Raw genomic sequence first — 19,969 nt, forward strand, 5'->3', positions numbered from 1 at the left:
CACGGCGCGTCGGGTCACCCTCCGACGGTCGTGACCACGATCGTCGCGGCCACCAGAGCGCCGAGCACGGCGAGCTGGCGGACGTTCCACCGGGTGCTGGCGCCGGGCGTGCCGTCGCGGCGGGCATCGAGGTAGCCCGCCGCGACGAGGGCCGCGTGGCGCTCGGCCACGGCTGCCGCGACGGTCTCGGCCGTCGCGGCAGCCGTGCCGCCGCCGCGCTGGGTGCCGTCACGGCGGGTGCGCAGCCAACGGGCGCTGCCGCTCGACCGGGGCGCTGCCCAGGCGGACACCGTGCCGCCGCGGTAGCTCACCTCGAGCGACCAGCGCGTCTCGGCGCCCTCGAACGCGGGCCACGGGACGTGCACGCTGCGCACCACGTTGTGCACGTCGATCCCGCCGTCGGACACCTCGACGCGTGGCAGCCAGAACAGCATGGCGACCGCCCAGGTCACCAGCGCCACGCCAGGCAGCGTGCGCAGTCCGGCGGCCGCGCCGTCGGACGTCCAGATCGCGGCGCAGAGCATGACGCCGACCACGCCCACCGCCACGGTGAGCACTCGGCCGTACATCGAGAAGAAGACCTTCGTGGGACCCATGGCCCCATGTTCCCAGAGATGAGGCGCCACGAGCGCCAGGTCTCCCACCTGCTGGAAGGACACTGATCATCGTGGCCATCGACACATCATCCGTGCCTCAGTTCACGCCCACGGGGAGCCCCGTGCTCTCGGTGCGCGACCTGGGCGTGGACTTCTACGTCGACGGGGTCTGGTACCCGGCGGCGACCGACATCAGCTACGACCTGTACGCGGGCGAGGTCCTGGCGATCGTGGGCGAGTCGGGCTCGGGCAAGTCCCAGTCCTCGCTCGCGCTGCTGGGCCTGCTGCCCTCGAACGGGCGCGCACGCGGCAGCGCCAAGCTGGGCGACCGCGAGCTCATCGGTCTGACGCAGGGCGGTCTGCGCAACATCCGTGGGCGGGAGATCTCGATGATCTTCCAGGAGCCCATGACCGCGCTCAACCCCGTCTACACGGTCGGATTCCAGATCGTCGAGACGATCCGCACGCACTTCACGGTCGGCCCCTCGGAGGCCAAGAAGCGCGCGATCGAGCTGCTCCGTCTCGTGGACATCCCCGAGCCCGAGCGTCGCTTCGACGCGTACCCGCACCAGCTCTCGGGCGGTCAGCGCCAGCGCGCCATGATCGCCCAGGCGCTCGCCTGCGACCCCAAGCTCCTGGTCGCCGACGAGCCGACGACCGCGCTCGACGTCACGGTCCAGGCGGAGATCCTGCGCCTGCTCCGCGACCTGCGCCACCGGGTCGACGCCGCGATCATCCTCATCACGCACGACATGGGCGTGGTGGCCGACATGGCCGACACCATGATGGTCATGAAGGACGGCCACGTCGTCGAGCGGGGGACCGCGGCCGAGGTCTTCGGCGCGCCGAAGGACCCGTACACGCGTCGTCTGCTGGACGCCGTCCCGCACCTGGGGACGTCCAAGACCGGGGTCGAGTCCGTCACGGACCGCGCGCCCGTCGCGGCACCGGTCGTGGACAAGGACGTCGTCCTCGAGGCGACCGACATGATCATCGAGTACCCGGCCCGTCGTCGGCAGAAGGCCTTCCGCGCCGTCGACCAGGTGAGCTTCTCGATCCGCAAGGGCGAGGTGCTCGGCCTGGTGGGCGAGTCCGGCTCGGGCAAGACGACCATCGGTCGTGCCGTCGTCGGGCTGCTGCCCGTGACGGGTGGCGCGCTGCGCGTCGGCGACATGAACATGGTCGGGGTCTCCCCGAAGGCGCTGCGTCCGCTCCGCAAGGAGGTCGGCATCGTCTTCCAGGACCCGGGTTCGTCCCTGAACCCGCGCCTGCCCATCGGCGAGTCGATCGGCGAGCCGCTCATGCTCCACAAGGGCATCAGGGGCAAGGCGTTGAGCGCCGAGGTCGAGCGGCTGCTGGACCAGGTCGAGCTGCCCAGGGCCATGCGCAACAGGTATCCGCACGAGCTCTCGGGCGGCCAGCGTCAGCGCGTGGGCATCGCCCGTGCGCTCTCGCTCGAGCCCAAGCTGCTGGTCGCGGACGAGCCGACGTCGGCCCTCGACGTCTCGGTCCAGGCCCGCGTGCTCGACCTCTTCCAGGACCTGCAGCGCGAGCACGGGTTCGCGTGCCTGTTCATCTCGCACGACCTCGCGGTCGTCGAGATGCTCTCGGACCACGTCGCGGTCATGCACCAGGGCAAGCTGGTCGAGGTCGGGACGACCGAGCAGATCGTCCACGCCCCGGTGGACCCGTACACGCAGCGCCTGCTCGCTGCGGTGCCGGTCCCGGACCCTGCCGAGCAGCGTCGGCGTCGTGAGGTGCGTGACGCCCTGCTCGACGCGTCCAAGAACGACCTGGCGCGCGACGAGCGCAAGGAGCTCGGTGCTCTGGCGCGTACGCAGGACGACGACCGCGAGGACCTCGAGGGGGACCGCATCCCGCAGCAGCCGGTCTGACCGGACTCGCGCACAGCACGGGTGAGATGCCCGACGACGGCACGCGCCGTCGTCGGGCATCTCGCGTCTGAGGGCAGGGGAGCGGGGTGTGACGGAGCACCCCCTCCACGCACTGGCCTGCACCCGGTAAGATAGCCGTGCCCGGACGACGGCGCGCGCGTGCTCTGCGCGGGCGGCGCCCGTCTGCTGGCCACCAACTCCGGGGCGGAAACCTCCGTCGCTTGCTCCTCTCCCGAAATGAGTTCTGTATGTCTGTGCGCTCTGACCTGCGCAACGTGGCGATCGTCGCCCACGTCGACCACGGCAAGACGACCCTGGTCGACGCGATGCTGCACCAGTCCGGCGCCTTCGGCGCTCACGCGCACGTCGACGAGCGGGCCATGGACTCCGGTGACCTGGAGCGCGAGAAGGGCATCACGATCCTCGCGAAGAACACCGCCGTGCACTACGCCGGTCCGGCGGCAGTCGAGGCGGGGCACCCGGAGGGCATCACGATCAACGTGATCGACACCCCGGGCCACGCCGACTTCGGTGGTGAGGTCGAGCGCGGCCTGTCCATGGTCGACGGTGTCGTGCTCCTGGTCGACGCGTCGGAGGGCCCGCTGCCCCAGACGCGCTTCGTGCTCCGCAAGGCGCTCGTCGCCAAGCTCCCCGTGATCCTCGTGGTCAACAAGACCGACCGCCCCGACTCGCGCATCGAGGAGGTCGTCGCCGAGGCGACCGACCTGCTGCTCGGTCTCGCGAGCGACCTCGCGGACGAGGTCCCCGACCTCGACCTCGACGCGATCCTCGACATGCCCGTGGTCTACGCCGCGGCCAAGGTCGGACGCGCCTCGACGGTCCAGCCGGCCGACGGCTCGGTCCCGGACAGCGAGGACCTCGAGCCCCTGTTCAAGGTCATCCTCGACAAGATCCCGGCCCCCACGTACGAGGAGGGTGCGCCGCTCCAGGCTCACGTCACCAACCTCGACGCGTCGCCGTTCCTCGGCCGCCTCGCGCTGCTGCGCATCTTCAACGGCACCATCCACAAGGGCCAGACCGTGGCGTGGGCCCGTGCCGACGGCACCATGCAGAACGTCAAGATCACCGAGCTCCTCGAGACCAAGGCGCTCACCCGTGTGCCCACGGACTCTGCGGGCCCGGGCGAGATCGTGGCCGTCGCCGGCATCGAGGAGATCACCATCGGTGAGACCCTCACGGACCCCGACGACCCGCGTCCGCTGCCGCTCATCACGGTCGACGACCCGGCGATCTCGATGACGATCGGTATCAACACCTCCCCGCTCGCGGGCAAGGGCGGCAAGGGCCACAAGGTCACGGCCCGCCAGGTCAAGGACCGTCTCGACAAGGAGCTCATCGGCAACGTGTCGCTGCGCGTCCTGCCGACCGAGCGTCCGGACGCCTGGGAGGTCCAGGGCCGTGGAGAGCTCGCGCTCGCCATCCTGGTCGAGCAGATGCGCCGCGAGGGCTTCGAGCTGACCGTCGGCAAGCCGCAGGTCGTCACCAAGCAGATCGACGGCAAGCGCCACGAGCCCATGGAGCGCATGACGATCGACGTGCCCGAGGAGTACCTGGGCAACGTCACGCAGCTCCTCGCGCAGCGCAAGGGCCGCATGGAGACCATGTCGAACCACGGCACGGGCTGGGTCCGCATGGAGTTCGTCGTCCCGGCTCGCGGGCTCATCGGCTTCCGTACGCGCTTCCTCACGGACACGCGCGGCACGGGCATCGCGTCCTCGATCGCCGAGGGCTACGAGCCGTGGGCGGGCCCCATCGAGACCCGTGTGAACGGTTCGCTCGTCGCTGACCGTGCGGGCGTCGTGACGCCGTTCGCGATGATCAACCTGCAGGAGCGCGGCTCCTTCTTCGTCGACCCCACGCAGGAGGTCTACGAGGGCATGATCGTCGGTGAGAACTCGCGCAACGAGGACATGGACGTCAACATCACCAAGGAGAAGAAGCTCACGAACATGCGTGCCGCGTCGAGCGACACGTTCGAGAACCTCACCCCTCCGAAGCACCTGACGCTCGAGGAGTCGCTCGAGTTCGCCCGCGAGGACGAGTGCGTCGAGGTCACCCCCGAGGTCGTGCGCATCCGCAAGGTCATCCTCGACCAGACCGAGCGCGCCCGCGCGTTCTCCCGCGCCAAGAAGTCCTGATCTCGTCAGGACTGCACAACCGCTGAGCACGCAGCCCGTGCCGCTGGTCCTCGTGACCGGCGGTGCGGGCTCCGCTCTACCTGCACCTCTGGAGGACGAATGAGGCTCGAGCCGGTCCAGCCCCGTGGTGGGCTGCTCGCCGTGCACGCGCACCCCGACGACGAGACCCTCGCGACCGGCGCGCTGCTGGCGACGTGGGCGGCGGCGGGCGAGCCGGTGACGCTCGTGACGTGCACGCGCGGCGAGCAGGGCGAGGTCATCGGCGCGGAGCTGGCGCACCTCGAGGGCGACGGCCCGGCTCTCGCGGCGCACCGCGAGGGTGAGCTGGCCGCGGCGCTGGCGAGCCTGGGCGTGTCCGACCACGTGTTCCTCGACCAGGTCGAGGACGGCGGGCCCGGCCGCTCGCCGGGCCAGGTCGGTGAGCGTTCCTTCCGCGACTCGGGCATGGCGTGGGCCGCGCCGGGCATCGCCCGGGCCGCGGCCGAGGCGGACCTCCCCGAGGGAGCGCTCGTCGGCGTCCCGCTCGACGAGGCGGCGCGCCGCCTCGCGCGCGTGCTGCGCGAGCGGCGCCCGCGCGTCGTGGTGACGTACGAGCCGTCGGGCGGCTACGGCCATCCGGACCACGTGCGGGCGCACGAGATCACGGTCCGCGCGATCGAGCTCGCCCGGGAGCAGGGTTCCGCGCTGCCCGACGGCGGAGCCCCGGACCCCGAGGTCGTCCGGCTGGGCGGTGCGCGCGCAGGAGACCCGTCGGCGGGTCACGAGCCCGCGCTGTGGCAGTCCGTGGTGCCCGCCGAGGTCGCGCGAGCAGCTCGACGTGAGCTGGCCGTCCTGCCGGGGGTCGCGGCGCTGCGCGCCGAGCATCCCGAGCTCACGCTGCCCGACCCCGAGGAGCCGCTGCCCCCCGTGGCCAAGAACGGTCTCGAGGAGGTCGTCGTGGTCGAGGTCGAGCCGGTGCTCGGTGCCGTGGTCGGCGCACTGCGTGCGCACGTGACCCAGGTGCAGCACGTCGGCGTCGCGGTGCGGCACGGCGACGGAGCCCCGGCGGGGGAGCGGGGTCAGAGCGCTGCGGGTGAGGTCCTCGGGTGGTACGCGCTGAGCAACGACGTCCTCGCTGCCCTTCCTTCACGCGAGTTCTACACGGTGACCTCGGAGTCTGCGGGAGCCTCTCGCACGTTCACGGGAAATGATCAGACAGGACCAGTAGCGTGGACGTCGTGAAGAAGACCGGAACCCGTCGCCTGACGCACGCGCTGCTGTGCGTGCTGCTCGGCCTCGTCGTGGGCGTCGTCGGCACGGTCATGCACCGTGTCGTGGTGACGGACCACCTCCTTCCCGTGGGGGTCGTCGTCGCGCTGCTCGCGGTGCTCGCCGCGGGGACGCTCGCGCGGGCCTGGGCCGGGTACGCCGGGATCGTCGGGTTCGCGATCGGATGGGTCGTCGCCGTCCAGGTCCTGTCGATGCGCGGGCCAGGTGGTGACCTGCTCGTACCCAACCAGACCGTCGGGCTCGTGTGGGTCTACGGCGGGATGCTGCTCGTAGCGGCCGCGGCCTTCCTCCCCACGTCCTGGTTCAGCGACCGACCCGTGCGTGCCGTCGCCCGCACGAGCGACGAGTCGCCGCAGCCGCAGATCGCCACCGGATCTTCACCCGGAACACCCACCGGACACTTCGGTACAGACGCATAGAATTGCCCCCGTGCGGGCTGCCCGCATCCCCCACTCTTTCGTCGCGGCTCGACCGCGCACCCACATCATCACGGAGACAGTCGATGGGACACCCGACCGAGCGTGAGAACGCGCCCGACCCGAGCCTGAGCGACGGGACTGCGACTCCTGTGGAGCCAGGCACCCCGTCCGCCGCAGCGGCAGCGCCCGACGCGGCCGACGCCCCGACGAGCCCGGCCCCCGTGGCCGGGCGCGCCGTCTCTGACCAGGAGGTCGTCGAGCCTGCGGAGGAGTCGGCTCCGGTCGAGGGCGGGTCTCTGGACACGCAGCCCGTGCCGACGCCTGCCGAGGATGCGGCAGTGCCTGCCGCGGACACGGTGTCTTCGCCTGAGCCGCCCGCCGAGACGCTCGGCACAGATGACGTCACGGTCGAATCCGGCGCGGACGTTCTGCCGGTCGACTCGGACGCGGTGGTCACCTCCGCGACGGCACCGGCTGTACCTGCCGAGCCCGCGCCGGTCGCCGAGGCGACCGCGCCCGCAGCCGCAGATGCTCCTTCGGGAGAGGCCCCGGCACCGGTCGAGCCTGCATCAGTCGAGTCGGCAGAGACCGTGGCCGATGCCGAGCTCCCCGCTCCTGTCGAAGCGGCGCCGGTCGAGCACGCCCCTGTTGCGGTCGAGCCGGTGAGCGCACCCGCGCCGACTGCCGCTCCCGTCGCGGACACCGAGCCCGCGGCAGCTGCTCACGGCCCGTCGTTCGACGATGACGACGACGTGCCCTACTCTCCTCGGGTCTTCGCGTTCGAGCAGGCGGACGCTCCCGCCGAGCCGGCTCCCGCCGAGCCGGCTCCCGCCGAGCCGGCTCCCGCCGAGCCGGCTCCCACCGAGCCGGCTCCCGTCGAGCCCGCTCCCGCTGAGCCCGCACGTCCGGTGGCGGCCGAGCCCGCTCCCGCCGAGCCCGCTCTCGCCGAGCCCGCTCCCGCTGAGCCCGCAGGTCCGGTGGCGGCCGAGCCGGCTCCCGTCGAGCCCGTTCTCGTCGAGCCCGCGCGCGCTGAGCCCGCGGGTCCGGTGGCGGCCGAGCCGGCTCCCGTCGAGCCGGCTCCCACCGAGGTCCCGACCAACGCCGTGACCGAGGTCCTGCCGCCCGTGGAGGCCCTCCCGGTCCCGGACGCCCAGGCGACCCAGGTTCTCGCGCCCCTGCCGGGCGCCCCCGAGGTTCCCGCAACCCCGGTCGCGGCCTCCGCGGCGCCCGCTTCCCCCTTCGCCCCGGCGACGTCTGCGTGGACGAGCGCGGCGACGTCGGGCGCTGCGGCGACCCCCGCACCCGCCGCTCCCGCGCGAACCTCTGTCACCTCGGCGTTCACGCCCGTGGGGGTTTCGGCCCCCGCCGGAGCGGAGCCGCCGGCCGACGACTCGCCCCTCGCGGGCCTGTCCGGTGACAAGGCACCGAGCCGACTGCCCAAGGTCGCCCTGTGGGCGGGCATCGGCGTCGTCGTGCTCGCCGGCCTCTACACGGGTGCCCAGTGGTTCTACTCGGACAAGGTGCCGCCCGAGACCACGGTGGCGGGGGTCGAGGTCGGCGGCCTCGACCGGACCTCGGCCGTGTCGGCGCTCGAGAAGGGGCTCGGGGGACGCGCGAAGGAGCCGATCACGCTCCAGGCCGGTGAGGCGACGACGACCCTCGACCCCGCGGCCGCAGGCCTCGCGTTCGACGCCCAGGCCACGGCCGACGAGCTGACGTCCTTCTCCATGAGCCCCGTCCAGCTGTGGAAGCAGCTCTTCGGCGGCGAGGAGGAGCTGCCCGTCACGACGGTCGACAAGACCAAGCTCGCAGCCCAGGTCGCGGAGGTCGAGGCGAGCCTCAACGTCGAGCCCGTCGACGGTTCGGTCGTGTTCACCGACGGGCAGCCCACCGCCACGCCGGCGCTCGACGGCGCCGAGGTCGTCGCGGACGAGGCCACCACGATCATCGAGTCGTCGTGGCTCACTGCCGCGCAGCCGCTCGACCTGCCGACCGACCCGATCGCTCCGGCCATCACCCAGGCGGAGACGGACGCGGCGCTCGCGCAGGCCACGACGCTGGTCTCGGCGCCGGTCACGGTCGAGGTCGGGGGCCAGCGTGCCGAGCTGAGCCCGGACGTGCTGGCAGAGGCTGCGGCATTCAACGCGGCGGACGGCTCGCTCCAGCTCACGCTCGACGGGGCGACGCTCCTCGATGCGGTGGTCGACGGGACGGACGACCTGCTCAACGCGGCGGCCGACGCCAAGTTCGTCTTCGTCAACGGCGCCCCGGTGATCGAGGGCGGGGCGCCCGGCACGACGATCGATCCCGCGGCCCTCAGCGCCGCGGTCGCCACTGCGGGGACGGGGACGGAGCGGACGGCGACCGTCGAGCTCGTCGAGTCGGACCCGGCTCAGTCGGTCGCCGCGCTCGAGGCGCTCGGCGTCAAGGAGAAGGTCTCCGAGTTCTCGACGCCCCTGACCAACGACGCCCAGCGCACCGAGAACCTGCGCGTCGGGGCGAGCAAGGTCAACGGGACTCTCGTGCTGCCGGGCGAGACGTTCTCGCTGACGGAGACGCTGTCGCCGATCACCAAGGCCGGGGGCTACTTCTCGGCCGGCATCGTCCAGGACGGCAAGCACGTCGACGGGATCGGAGGCGGTCTGTCGCAGATGGCCACCACGACGTACAACGCCGGGTTCTTCGCGGGCCTCGACGACGTCGAGCACCGTCAGCACAGCTACTGGTTCAGCCGCTACCCGGCGGGGCGCGAGGCGACCATCTTCGTCGGCTCGATCGACATGAAGTTCAAGAACGACACCCCCTACGGCGTCCTCATGCAGTCCTGGGTCGGCGGCGGTGAGCTGCACGTCGCGATCTGGAGCACCAAGTACTACGAGGTGCAGACGAGCGAGGGCGAGAAGCGCAACGTCGTCCAGCCGACGACCGTGACGCACTCGGGCGCCGACTGCGTGCCGCAGCCCAAGGGCAACCCCGGGTTCACGATCACGACGCCCCGCAAGGTCCTGCTCGACGGCAAGGTCGTCAAGGACGAGAAGAACACGTGGACGTACAAGCCGGACAACCAGGTCGTGTGCGCGCCGTGACCTGCTGACCAGCTGTTCCTCCGACCAGGAGCCAGCAGGTCGGCGTCGGGCGTCGGCGAGGCGCCCGGTAGTACCACGGAGCGGGTCGTGACCGGAAGGTCGCGGCCCGCTCCGTCGCGCTCGGCGCGGCACTCGCCGCTGCCTGGAAGGTCGGGGCGTCACCGGTGGCCCGGGACGTCTCACGGAGCCCTGCGTCCGCGGCCGGGACGTGCCCTCGCGGCTAGACTGCTCGGCGGACGCTGACCCGCGCTGCGCTCGCGCAGCCACCCCTCGAGGCAAGGCAGAGACACTCGATGCTCGGACGTAGTGAACGCGAGTCGGGGGCCCACGCGCGGCTCGCGGCGCAGATCGCGAAGTGGCACGGCGCGGACGGTCTGCCCGCGGGGACCGGCGCCGACGACCTGCTGGACCTGGGATCCACGTCGTCGACCCTGGCGACGGTCGCGAGCATCGACGACCTCGCGGCCGTCATGCACATCGGGCACCCCGCGCAGCCGTCGCACGACCTCGAGCGGGCGCTCCTGGCGGCGTCGCCGTCGCTGGTCGTGACCGCGGCCGTCGCGGTCCCCGCCCAGTGGGTGTGGGTCGGTCGACCTGGCCAGGCCACGGGCAGCGTCGTGGTCGACGAGGCCGGGATGCGCGACTGCCGTCACGTCCTGCGGACCCTGGGCGCGAACCCGCGTCTGGTCCCCTCCCGGACGGCGCTCGACGAGCGCATCGCACTCTCGGGCCGGGACGGCACCCTGGTCGTCGAGCGCTCGGAGATCCCCGCGGGGTGGGCCGAGATCCCGGGCAGCGAACAGCTGAGCGCGGGGGCCCCCATCTGGTACGGGCTCGTCGAGGCCCGGCGTCCCGCGCCCGTCGTCGAGGGCGAGGCGCAGGTGTGGTTCGCGTTCGGTCCGCGCGACGACCACCGCGGTTCGCTCCAGCAGACCCTGTCGGTCATCGCGGAGAGCGGGATCGACATGCAGCACCTGCGCAGCCACCGCTCGCTCGCGGGGCCGCACATCTTCTTCTCGTCGTTCTCGTGCCCCGACGCAGCGGTGCTGTCGTCGCTCGTGAGCGAGCTCGCGGCGCGCGACGTGGCGCACCGCGTCCTCGCGGTGCTCCCGGGACGTGACTTCCTGCCCGGCCCGGACGCGTTGGTGCCGCAGTGGGCGCCGGAGCACGTGGGCTCGTGAGCCGGGTCGCCTACCTCGGGCCCGAGGGCACGTTCACGCACCAGGCGGCCGTGCAGTGGGTCCGGTCCCAGGGACAGCCCGCTGAGGCCCCGGAGGCGTCCGGCACCACCTCGGGCCGTGCCGTGGGTCCGGTCGAGGCGCCCGTCGAGCTGGTGCCGGCCGCGACCGTGACGGACGTCTACGCCGGGGTCGCCTCGGGGGCCTTCGACCAGGGCATCGTCGCGATCGAGAACTCGGTCGAGGGGTACGTGGTCCCGTCGCTCGACGCGATCGTGGGCAGCGAGGACGTCGTCGCGATCGACGAGGTGGTCCTCGAGATCACGTTCGACGCATTCGTCCGACCGGGCCACGGCGAGCTGACCGAGGTGACCGCGCACCCGCACGGCCTGGCGCAGTGCCAGGAGTTCGTGACGCGCTCGGGGGCGCTGCCGGTGCCGGCCGCGTCCAACGCGTCGGCGTGCCGGGACGCGACCGCGCACCAGGTGGCGCTGGGGCCGAGCATCTGCGGCGAGCTCTACGGTCTCGACCTGCTCGAGGCCGGCGTCGAGGACTTCCACGGCGCACGGACCCGGTTCCTCACGATCGTCCGGCGGGACCGCGCGAGGGACGCCCTCGCGGCGGCGCGGACCGACGGTCCCGCACAGTGGCGCACCATGCTCGCGCTCACGCCACTCGTGACGGGCCCGGGGGTCCTGGCACGGATCACGCAGGCGTTCGGGGCGGGCGGGGTCAACCTGTCGAGTCTCATCACGCGTCCGCTCAAGGCGCTCGAGGGCAAGTACGTGTTCGTCCTGACGGCCGACGCGGCGCCGTGGGAACCGGCCGTGCGGAAGGTGCTCGAGGGCCTGCTCGCCGCGGGCGACTCGGTCAAGACGCTCGGTGTCTTCCCGGCCCGGGGCGAGCTCGACGAGGCGCTCTCGAGCGACCACGTGCCGGTGGGCTCGGTCGGGGCCGGCGCGAGCGCCGACGAGCTGGACCGGGGGCTGCTGTGGGCATGACGTCGCCGACCGTCGCGGTCCTGGGCCTCGGGCTCATCGGTGGGTCGCTGGCCCGGAGACTCGCGGCGCAGGGGATCGAGGTCACGGGCCACGACTCCTCGGCCGCGACGCGCGCCGAGGCAGCGACGGCCGGGATCCTCGTCGCGTCGGACGTCGAGGCGCTGTGCACCGCGGCGCCTGACGTCCTGGTCCTCGCGGTGCCGTTGCGGGCCATGCGCCCCGTGGCCACCGAGGTCGCGCGCCACCTGCCGGCGACCACGCTCGTCACGGACGTCGGGTCGGTCAAGGGGCCGGTGCGCGACGTCCTCGACGCGTGCGGTCTGGGGGAGCAGTACGTCGGCGCGCACCCCATGGCGGGGACCGAGCACTCGGGATTCGCGGCCTCCTCGGAGTCGCTGCTCGACGGCGCGCGGTGGGCCGTCACGGTCACCGAGCGCACACGGGCGGACCTGCTCGTGACGCTGCTCGCGCTCGTGACGGGCCCCGCGGGTGGGAGCGCCTACGTCCTGACGGACGAGGTGCACGACGAGGCCGCGGCGCTCATCAGCCACGTCCCGCACGCGTTCGCGATCGAGCTGCTGAACCTGGTCTCGGCGGCCCCGGTACGTGACGTCGCGCTGGCGCTCGCGGCGGGCAGCTTCCGGGACGGGACCCGGGTGGGCCGGACCGACCCCCGCCGGACAGAGGCCATGCTCACCGAGAACGCGGGGTGGGTCGCTCCCGCCCTGCGCCTCGCCGCACGGGACCTGGAGGCGCTCGCGACGGCGCTCGAGGCGAACGCGTCGGCGGCGGAGTTCTTCGACCGCGCCGACGACGTCCGGGCCGGCTGGCAGCCTCGGGGCGCCGACGGGCCGTCGTCGGTCTCGTCCGGGTCGCCGGTGCAGGACGGGTCGGGCGAACGGCTGACGGTCGACCTCGCGGAACCGGACGGTGCAGGGGAGCTCGTCGAGCTCTGCCTCGCGGGCTGGGCCGTCGTCTCGGTGCAGGGCTCGCTCGTCGGACTGCACCGCTAGGCCGGTCGCCGCGCGAACGCGCCACCGCGGGCCGGGTCCCTCCACCCCGGTCCTCGGGCCCGTGCGCTCGCCGTGCCGCTCGTGCTGCCGGTGTCAGGGGGCCGTGGAACCGTGGGGGTCATGGAGATCACACGGATGCAGCCGGCCGGGCTCGTGGTGAGCCCGGCGTTCAGTCATGTCGCGATCGTCCCCGCGGGGGCCGCGACCATCTACGTGGGCGGCCAGAACGGCGTCGACGACACGGGCGCGGTCGTCTCGGACGACGTCGCAGAGCAGTCGGTCCGGACCATCGACAACGTCAGCATCGCGCTCGAGGCGGCGGGGGCCTCGCTCGCCGACGTCGTGCAGTGGACGGTCCTCCTCGCGGCCGACGCGGACCTCGGCGCGGCGTACGGTGCGATCGCGCCGCGACTGGCGACCGCCGGGGCGCCGCCCCTCGTGACCGCGGCGCGGGTCGTGGGGCTCGGGGTGCCCGGGGCCCTGATCGAGGTGAGCGCGATCGCCGCGGTCGTGCCGGGCTGAGCGGACCGGGCCGGAACCCGGGCGCCGGGCTCGGCCGTTCGCCGGGCTCAGTCGACCGGCTGGCGGGGCAGCCGTCGCGGCGGCCTCGGGGGGATGCGCTTGGCCGCGACGAGCTGGTCGGCCGGGATCGTCACCTCGACCGCGTCGCGCGAGCCGCCCGCGTCGGTGCGGACCGTCACGGACTCCCCGGGCGCGGTCGACTGGACGATCCCGATGACGTCGGTCACGGTCTTCGCGGGCTCGCCGCTCGCCGGGTCGCGCGTCGCGAGCGACTCGGCGTCGGTCAGACGGCGACGGAGCACGACGCGCGTGCCCGCGGGCCAGGAGGCCCAGTCGGGGTCGACGGCGGGGAAGCGGTGCGGGGGGTTCACAGCAGTCGTCACGCTCACTTGGTCGGCGGGTGGCCGGGATGTCCGTCTCCTGAGAGATACTAGGGGGAAGTGCCCTGTGCAGAAGGTGGAAGGACCTCCGACGTGACGTACGTGATTGCTCAGCCTTGTGTGGACGTGAAGGACAAGGCGTGCATCGAGGAGTGTCCGGTGGACTGCATCTACGAGGGCAAGCGGTCGTTGTACATCCATCCTGACGAGTGCGTGGACTGTGGTGCGTGCGAGCCGGTGTGTCCGGTGGAGGCGATCTACTACGAGGATGACGTGCCCTCGGAGTGGAGCGACTACTACCGGGCGAACGTGGAGTTCTTCGACGACCTGGGGTCGCCGGGTGGTGCGGCGAAGATGGGCATGATCGAGAAGGACGACCCGATGATCGCCGCCCTGGCCCCGCAGGCCTGAGCCCGGAGGCCGGACAACACCATGGGATTCGCCAGCCTGGGTGGCCTCGCCTACCCGTGGGACTCGCTCACGCCGTTCGCCGAGCGCGCCCGACAGCACCCGCGCGGGATCGTGGACCTCTCGATCGGCACGCCGGTCGACCCGACCCCCGCCGTCGTGCGGGACGCGCTCGCCGCCGCCGGGGACGCGCACGGGTACCCGACCACGCACGGCACGCCCGTGCTGCGCGAGGCCGTCGTCGACTGGTTCGCGCGGCGTCGTGGCGTGCCCAGGCTGGACCCGGACGCGGTCCTGCCCACGGTCGGTTCCAAGGAGCTCGTGGGCCTGCTGCCGTCGCTGCTGCGGCTCGGTCCGGGGGACGTCGTCGTCCACCCGGCCACCGCGTACCCGACCTACGACGTGGGGGCCCGGCTCGCCGGCGCGACCCCGCTCGCGACCGACCGGGTCGAGGACTGGGCAGGGCGAGACGACGTGCGCCTGGTCTGGGTCAACTCCCCGGGCAACCCGACGGGGGAGGTCCTCGGGGTCGAGCAGCTCGCGCGGGTGGTCGCCGCTGCACGGGAGATCGGTGCGGTCGTCGTGAGCGACGAGTGCTATGCCGAGCTCGCGTGGGAGGAGCCGTTCGCCACCTCCGGTGTGCCGAGCATCCTCGACCCGCGCGTGAGCGGCGGTTCGAACGAAGGCCTGCTCGCCGCGTACTCGCTGTCCAAGCAGTCGAACCTCGCGGGGTACCGGGCCGCGTTCGTCGCGGGAGACCCCGGGGTCGTCGCCGACCTGCTCACGACGCGCAAGCACCTGGGCATGATCGTGCCGGCCCCGGTCCAGGCGGCCATGGTCGCGGCTCTCACGGACGACGCGCACGTCGCAGCCCAGCGCGAGGTCTACCGGCGGCGTCGGGACGTGCTCCTTCCTGCGCTGGGGCAGGCCGGACTCCAGGTCGACGGGTCGCAGGCCGGTCTCTACCTGTGGTCGCGCCCGGCGGGCGAGACGGCGGATGAGCACGACTGCTGGGAGACCGTGGGCGCCCTTGCGGACCTCGGGATCCTCGTGGGTCCCGGGGCCTTCTACGGCCCGACGGCGGCCGGCCACGTCCGCGTCGCGCTCACCGCGAGCGACGAGCGGGTGCACGAGGCCGCGGCCCGGCTGACCGTGGTGTGAGCCACCTGTCGATTGTTGGGCGAATCGCGCCTCGTTCTCGCCTGTGACCCGCATCACAGGCGAGTGTCGGTTGTGTGACCGTTCCAGATTGGTCACGTGTGGGTGAAGCGAGTACCGTCGACCCAGGCCAACGCTGTCCGACACTTCGGCCACCGACGGCTCGGCCGGACAGGTGGCGATCTCGCGGCGACACCACGGAAGACACGCGCAGCCACCCGCAGGGGGAGCGGCAGCGCGCAAGGAAGGAAGACATGACCACCACCCAGCAGGCGACCGTTCGGCTCGTCGTCAACGAATCGAGCCAGGACCTGCCCGTGGTCGCAGCGACCGAGGGCAACGACGGCATCGTCGTGTCCTCGTTGCTCAAGTCGACCGGGCTCGTCACCGTGGACCCCGGGTTCATGAACACCGCCTCGTGCGAGTCGGAGATCACCTACATCGACGGCGACGCGGGGATCCTGCGCTACCGCGGGTACCCGATCGACCAGCTCGCGGAGAAGTCCACGTTCCTCGAGGTCGCGTACCTCCTGATCCACGGCGAGCTCCCGGACGGGCCCACGCTCGACGCGTTCGTCGAGCGCGTCAACCGCCACACCCTGGTGCACGAGGACTTCCGCACGTTCATGGGGACGTTCCCCCGCAACGCGCACCCCATGGCGGTCCTGTCCTCGGCGATCAACGCGCTGTCGACGTTCTACCCGGAGTCGCTCGACCCGTTCGACGACGAGACGGTCGAGCTCGCGACGGTCCTGCTCCTCGCCAAGACGCGGACCATCACGTCCTACCTGCACCGTCGCGCCGTGGGTGAGCCGCTGCTCTACCCGGACTACTCGCGCGGGTACGTCGACGACTTCCTGCGCATGACGTTCGCGACGCCCTACGAGAAGTACGAGTCCGACCCGACCGTGGTCGACGCGCTCGACAAGCTCCTCATCCTGCACGCCGACCACGAGCAGAACTGCTCGACCTCGACCGTGCGCGTCGTGGGCTCGAGCCACGCCAACCTCTACGCGTCGGTCGCGGCGGGCGTCAACGCGCTCTCGGGTCCGCTGCACGGTGGTGCGAACGAGGCCGTCCTGTCGATGCTGGACAAGATCCAGAACAGCGACTTCGACGTCGACACCTTCATGAAGAAGGTGAAGAACAAGGAGGACGGCGTCCGCCTCATGGGCTTCGGGCACCGGGTCTACAAGAACTACGACCCGCGCGCGGCGATCGTCAAGGCCAAGGCCGACGCGGTGCTCTCGACCCTGGGCAAGAAGGACGAGCTGCTCGACATCGCGCTGCGGCTCGAGGAGATCGCGCTCAACGACGACTACTTCATCGAGCGCAAGCTCTACCCGAACGTCGACTTCTACACCGGGCTGATCTACAAGGCCATGGGCTTCTCGCCGGCCATGTTCACCCCGCTGTTCGCCCTGGGCCGCATGCCCGGCTGGATCGCGCAGTGGCGCGAGATGATGAAGGACCCGCAGACCAAGATCGGGCGCCCGCGCCAGGTCTACACGGGGGCCACCGAGCGTCCGTACCTGCCGGTCGACGGTCGCTGACCTCGCCCATCACCCGCATGTGACGACGGCGCCCCGCACCATTGCGTGCGGGGCGCCGTCGTCGCGTGCGGGGAAGGCGTGGAGCGAGCGGTTCACTCCTCGTCGGCCGTCGCGACCGTGATCCGCACGTGGCCGACCGGGAGGGGCGCGGTGACCTCCTCCGGAGGCAGGTCGCCCGACGGCGTCCACACCGGGTTCTCGCGGGTCCAGGTGCTGTCGCCGACGTCCACCCGCACGACGTCGGTCTCGTCGGCGCTGGCCACGGCCCACTGGCCGACGGCCCACCCGGTCCGGCGCGCCTCCGACGCGACACCTGTGAGCGGCACGGTGTCCACCACGGTGCTCGCACGCTCGACCGTGAGAGGCAGTTCCCCGAGATCGCGCACGAGCCGTGTCCTCAGGGTCTCGTTCGAGTCGGAGACGCTCACGAGCGTGGCCGGGTCGACCGCGACGAGCTCGCACGAGAGCGTGCCCTCGGAGTTCCCCGTCAGGGCCGAGGCCCATGCGCGTGACCTGGACTCGTGCTGCGCGTAGGCGTCGGGGAAGCCGGATCGCTGCACTGCCTGGGCCGCGACCGTCACCGGGAGGTCCTCGTACCCGTCCACCTTGTCGAGGCCGTCGTAGAACGCCGTGGTCGAGAAGACGGGGTCCATGATCTGCTCGATCGTGCCCCAGCCCTGGGACGGACGCTGCTGGAAGAGCCCGATCGAGTCGCGGTCGCCGTAGTCGATGTTGAGCAGGCGCGACTCCTGCAGCGCGGTCGCCAGGCCGATGGTCGCGGCGCGGGCGGGCATGCCGCGGCGCACCGTGGTGACGGCGATCAGGGCTGCGTTGTCCGCCTGTGCGGGGGAGAGGTGCCAGGCCTGCCCGTCGGCCTCGGCCGAGCAGCGCTCGGCCACCGGGGTGTGGTCCGTCAGCCGGTTGAGCGCGATGACGACCCCGGCGCTCGCGACCGCGAGGACGGTCACGACCGTGACGACGATCCGCAGAGGACGGTGCCGGCGTCGACGGACGTCGCGCCCCTGGGCGCGGGGGCTCGTGTCCCCCTGCCCAGGAGCGGACGGGGCGCCCTGGTGCCCCGGGGCGCCGAAGACGGAGGACATGTCAGTTCGCGTGCAGCGCGGCGTTGAGCTCGATCCCGACGCCCGTGCGTGAGACCGCCTCGACACCGCCCGTGAGCGAGTTGCGGCGGAAGAGGAGGTTGTCCTGGCCCGACAGGTCACGTGCCTTGACGACCACGGGACCGCCGTCGGGACCGCTGCGTCCCACGAGGGTGACCTTGGTGCCCGCGGTGACGTAGAGCCCGGACTCGACGACGCAGTCGTCGCCGAGCGGGATGCCCAGCCCGGCGTTGGCGCCGAGCAGCGAGCGCTGGCCGATCGAGATGATCTCGCGGCCGCCGCCGGAGAGAGTGCCCATGATGGACGCTCCGCCGCCGATGTCCGACCCGTCGCCCACGACCACGCCGGCCGAGATGCGGCCCTCGACCATCGAGGTGCCGAGGGTGCCGGCGTTGAAGTTCACGAAGCCCTCGTGCATGACCGTCGTCCCCGCAGCGAGGTGCGCTCCCAGCCGGACGCGGTCCGCGTCGGCGATGCGCACACCCGAGGGGACCACGTAGTCGACCATGCGGGGGAACTTGTCGACCCCGAGGACCTGGACCTGCTGGCCGGTCGCCGCGCGCAGGCGCAGGCGCGTCTCCTCGAAGCCCTCGACCGCGCACGGGCCGTGGTTGGTCCAGACGACGTTGGCGAGAGCGCCGAACACACCGTCGAGGGAGAGACCGTGGGGGGCCACGAGGCGGTGCGAGAGCAGGTGCAGGCGCAGGTAGGCGTCCGCGGCTCCCGACGGTGCGGCGTCCAGGTCGATCACGGTGCGCACGACCACGACGTCCACGCGCCGCGCCTCGTCGTGCTCGGTCAGCGCGTCGAGCGACGCGGGGACGGTCTCGTCCGAGGGGGCCTCCCCGAGCGCGGGGGACGGGTACCAGACGTCGAGCACGGTGCCCTCGTCGGTCACGGTGGCGAGGCCGAAGCCCCAGGCGGTACGGGGGCCCGTTGCGGCGCCGGTGGGAGTCGCTGAAGTCATGCCTTCACCCTATCCGTCACTCCGGGCCCGAGGGTGAACTGTCCGGGTAGGGTCTGCGTGTGACCAGCGACGAGACTCTCGACCAGACCTCCGACCAGACCGCACCGCCTGCGTCGGCGGCTCCGACGGTCCGGCTCGACCTCGACGGCGACCTCACCGCGCTCTTCCGCGCGGTGTGCGACGTGCCGTCCGTGAGCGGGGACGAGAAGGCCCTGGCCGACGCGATCGAGGCCGCGCTGCGCCCGCTCGCGCACCTCGAGGTCGTCCGTGACGGCAACGCGGTCGTCGCTCGCACGCACCTCGGGCGTTCGCGTCGCGTCGTGATCGCCGGGCACATCGACACGGTCCCGTTGACCGACCCGCCGAACCTGCCCACCCGTGTGGTCGGCGAGGGGGCCCAGGCCGAGGTCTGGGGGCGCGGCACGGTCGACATGAAGGGCGGCGTCGCGATCCAGCTCGCGCTCGCGTCCTCGCTCACGGCCCCGGACCAGGACGTCACGTGGGTCTTCTACGACCTCGAGGAGGTCGCGTCCGACCTCAACGGCCTGGGGCGGCTGGCCCGCAACCGCCCCGAGCTCCTGCAGGGCGACTTCGCGATCCTCGGCGAGCCCACGGCCGCGGGGATCGAGGGCGGCTGCAACGGGACCCTGCGGGTCGAGGTCCGCGTCCCCGGGGTCACGGCGCACTCGGCGCGTGCGTGGATGGGCTCCAACGCGATCCACTTGGCCTCGGTCGTGCTCGACCGCCTGGCGGCCTACGAGCCCGCGTCGATCGAGGTCGAGGGCCTCGTCTACCGCGAGGGCATGAACGCGGTCGGCATCCGCGGCGGCATCGCGGGGAACGTCATCCCGGACGAGTGCGTGGTCACGGTCAACTACCGCTTCGCGCCCTCGCGTTCGTTGCCCGACGCCGAGGCGCACGTCCGCGACCTCTTCTCGGGTTTCGAGGTGGTCGTCACGGACGCCGCCCCGGGTGCCCGGCCCGGGCTCGACGACCCGATCGCTGCCGACTTCGCCGAGACGGTGCTGAGCCTCACCGGCGGCCGCCCGGCGCCCAAGTACGGCTGGACCGACGTCGCTCGCTTCGCCGAGCTGGGGATCCCGGCCGTGAACTTCGGCCCCGGCGACCCGTTGCTCGCGCACAAGGACGACGAGCGGTGCCCGGTCGGCCACCTCGTGCTGTGCCACGACGCGCTGCGTGCGTGGCTCACCCGCTGATCGTCCCCGCCACGGGCCCCGGAAACG

Annotated in this window: 17 protein-coding genes; 13 read left to right on the forward strand and 4 right to left on the reverse strand. The window is 72.4% G+C overall.

Going from position 1 to position 19,969, the window contains the following annotated elements; all coding sequences use genetic code 11:
• Positions 1-14 precede the first annotated feature (14 nt).
• Positions 15-596, reverse strand: coding sequence for a hypothetical protein (locus ACFWGN_RS13625; RefSeq protein WP_377617485.1), 582 nt, complete (start codon positions 594-596; stop codon positions 15-17).
• A gap of 71 nt (positions 597-667) precedes the next feature.
• Between ACFWGN_RS13625 and ACFWGN_RS13630 the strand changes: the two genes are divergently transcribed.
• The 9 genes from ACFWGN_RS13630 (at position 668) to ACFWGN_RS13670 (ending at position 13,138) form a co-directional block, all read left to right on the forward strand.
• Complete coding sequence (locus ACFWGN_RS13630; protein ID WP_377617487.1) at positions 668-2,491, forward strand: ABC transporter ATP-binding protein; 1,824 nt, start codon at positions 668-670, stop codon at positions 2,489-2,491.
• Positions 2,492-2,739: 248 nt separating this feature from the next.
• Positions 2,740-4,650, forward strand: a complete 1,911-nt coding sequence (gene typA, locus ACFWGN_RS13635) for a translational GTPase TypA (RefSeq protein ID WP_377617488.1) — start codon at positions 2,740-2,742, stop codon at positions 4,648-4,650.
• A gap of 99 nt (positions 4,651-4,749) precedes the next feature.
• Positions 4,750-5,871 (forward strand): PIG-L family deacetylase, encoded by a 1,122-nt coding sequence (locus ACFWGN_RS13640; protein ID WP_377617489.1) that lies wholly within the window; start codon positions 4,750-4,752, stop codon positions 5,869-5,871.
• Positions 5,868-6,338, forward strand: a complete 471-nt coding sequence (locus ACFWGN_RS13645; protein ID WP_377617491.1) for a DUF6113 family protein — start codon at positions 5,868-5,870, stop codon at positions 6,336-6,338. Before ACFWGN_RS13640 ends, ACFWGN_RS13645 begins: the two co-directional genes overlap by 4 nt.
• An 83-nt stretch (positions 6,339-6,421) precedes the next feature.
• The gene (locus ACFWGN_RS13650; RefSeq protein WP_377617492.1) at positions 6,422-9,424 is read left to right on the forward strand and encodes a VanW family protein; all 3,003 of its coding nucleotides are present in this window, start codon (positions 6,422-6,424) and stop codon (positions 9,422-9,424) included.
• A gap of 293 nt (positions 9,425-9,717) precedes the next feature.
• Positions 9,718-10,605 carry a hypothetical protein gene (locus tag ACFWGN_RS13655; RefSeq protein ID WP_191803346.1) on the forward strand — a complete coding sequence of 296 codons (888 nt, stop codon included), beginning with the start codon at positions 9,718-9,720 and terminating at the stop codon, positions 10,603-10,605.
• The gene (locus ACFWGN_RS13660; RefSeq protein WP_191803344.1) at positions 10,602-11,603 is read left to right on the forward strand and encodes a prephenate dehydratase; all 1,002 of its coding nucleotides are present in this window, start codon (positions 10,602-10,604) and stop codon (positions 11,601-11,603) included. Before ACFWGN_RS13655 ends, ACFWGN_RS13660 begins: the two co-directional genes overlap by 4 nt.
• Positions 11,600-12,616: a prephenate dehydrogenase gene (locus ACFWGN_RS13665; protein ID WP_377617494.1), complete on the forward strand. Its 1,017-nt coding sequence runs from the start codon at positions 11,600-11,602 to the stop codon at positions 12,614-12,616. The genes ACFWGN_RS13660 and ACFWGN_RS13665 overlap by 4 nt, the downstream gene beginning before the upstream one ends.
• A 120-nt stretch (positions 12,617-12,736) precedes the next feature.
• Complete coding sequence (locus ACFWGN_RS13670; RefSeq protein WP_191803340.1) at positions 12,737-13,138, forward strand: RidA family protein; 402 nt, start codon at positions 12,737-12,739, stop codon at positions 13,136-13,138.
• Between the two features lie 47 nt (positions 13,139-13,185).
• Here the strand turns inward: ACFWGN_RS13670 and ACFWGN_RS13675 are convergent, their stop codons facing one another.
• Complete coding sequence (locus ACFWGN_RS13675) at positions 13,186-13,521, reverse strand: hypothetical protein (protein ID WP_377617496.1); 336 nt, start codon at positions 13,519-13,521, stop codon at positions 13,186-13,188.
• A 90-nt stretch (positions 13,522-13,611) separates the two neighbouring features.
• Here ACFWGN_RS13675 and fdxA point away from each other — a divergent pair, with 90 nt between their 5' ends.
• From fdxA to ACFWGN_RS13690, 3 genes are all read left to right on the forward strand, one after another.
• Complete coding sequence (gene fdxA, locus ACFWGN_RS13680; RefSeq protein WP_056764260.1) at positions 13,612-13,929, forward strand: ferredoxin; 318 nt, start codon at positions 13,612-13,614, stop codon at positions 13,927-13,929.
• A 21-nt stretch (positions 13,930-13,950) separates the two neighbouring features.
• Positions 13,951-15,087, forward strand: coding sequence for a succinyldiaminopimelate transaminase (gene dapC / locus ACFWGN_RS13685; protein ID WP_377617498.1), 1,137 nt, complete (start codon positions 13,951-13,953; stop codon positions 15,085-15,087).
• A gap of 251 nt (positions 15,088-15,338) precedes the next feature.
• The gene (locus tag ACFWGN_RS13690; RefSeq protein ID WP_056650274.1) at positions 15,339-16,637 is read left to right on the forward strand and encodes a citrate synthase; all 1,299 of its coding nucleotides are present in this window, start codon (positions 15,339-15,341) and stop codon (positions 16,635-16,637) included.
• Positions 16,638-16,729: 92 nt separating this feature from the next.
• Here ACFWGN_RS13690 and ACFWGN_RS13695 read toward each other — a convergent pair whose 3' ends face one another.
• Positions 16,730-17,740, reverse strand: coding sequence for a hypothetical protein (locus tag ACFWGN_RS13695; RefSeq protein WP_377617500.1), 1,011 nt, complete (start codon positions 17,738-17,740; stop codon positions 16,730-16,732).
• Between the two features lies 1 nt (position 17,741).
• Positions 17,742-18,725: a 2,3,4,5-tetrahydropyridine-2,6-dicarboxylate N-succinyltransferase gene (dapD, locus tag ACFWGN_RS13700; protein ID WP_377617501.1), complete on the reverse strand. Its 984-nt coding sequence runs from the start codon at positions 18,723-18,725 to the stop codon at positions 17,742-17,744.
• Between the two features lie 59 nt (positions 18,726-18,784).
• Between dapD and dapE the strand changes: the two genes are divergently transcribed.
• On the forward strand, positions 18,785-19,942 hold the full coding sequence (gene dapE / locus ACFWGN_RS13705; RefSeq protein ID WP_377617503.1) for a succinyl-diaminopimelate desuccinylase: 1,158 nt from the start codon (positions 18,785-18,787) through the stop codon (positions 19,940-19,942).
• Positions 19,943-19,969: the final 27 nt, after the last annotated feature.

Source organism: Oerskovia sp. NPDC060338, from assembly GCF_042726295.1.
GTDB lineage: Bacteria > Actinomycetota > Actinomycetes > Actinomycetales > Cellulomonadaceae > Oerskovia > Oerskovia merdavium.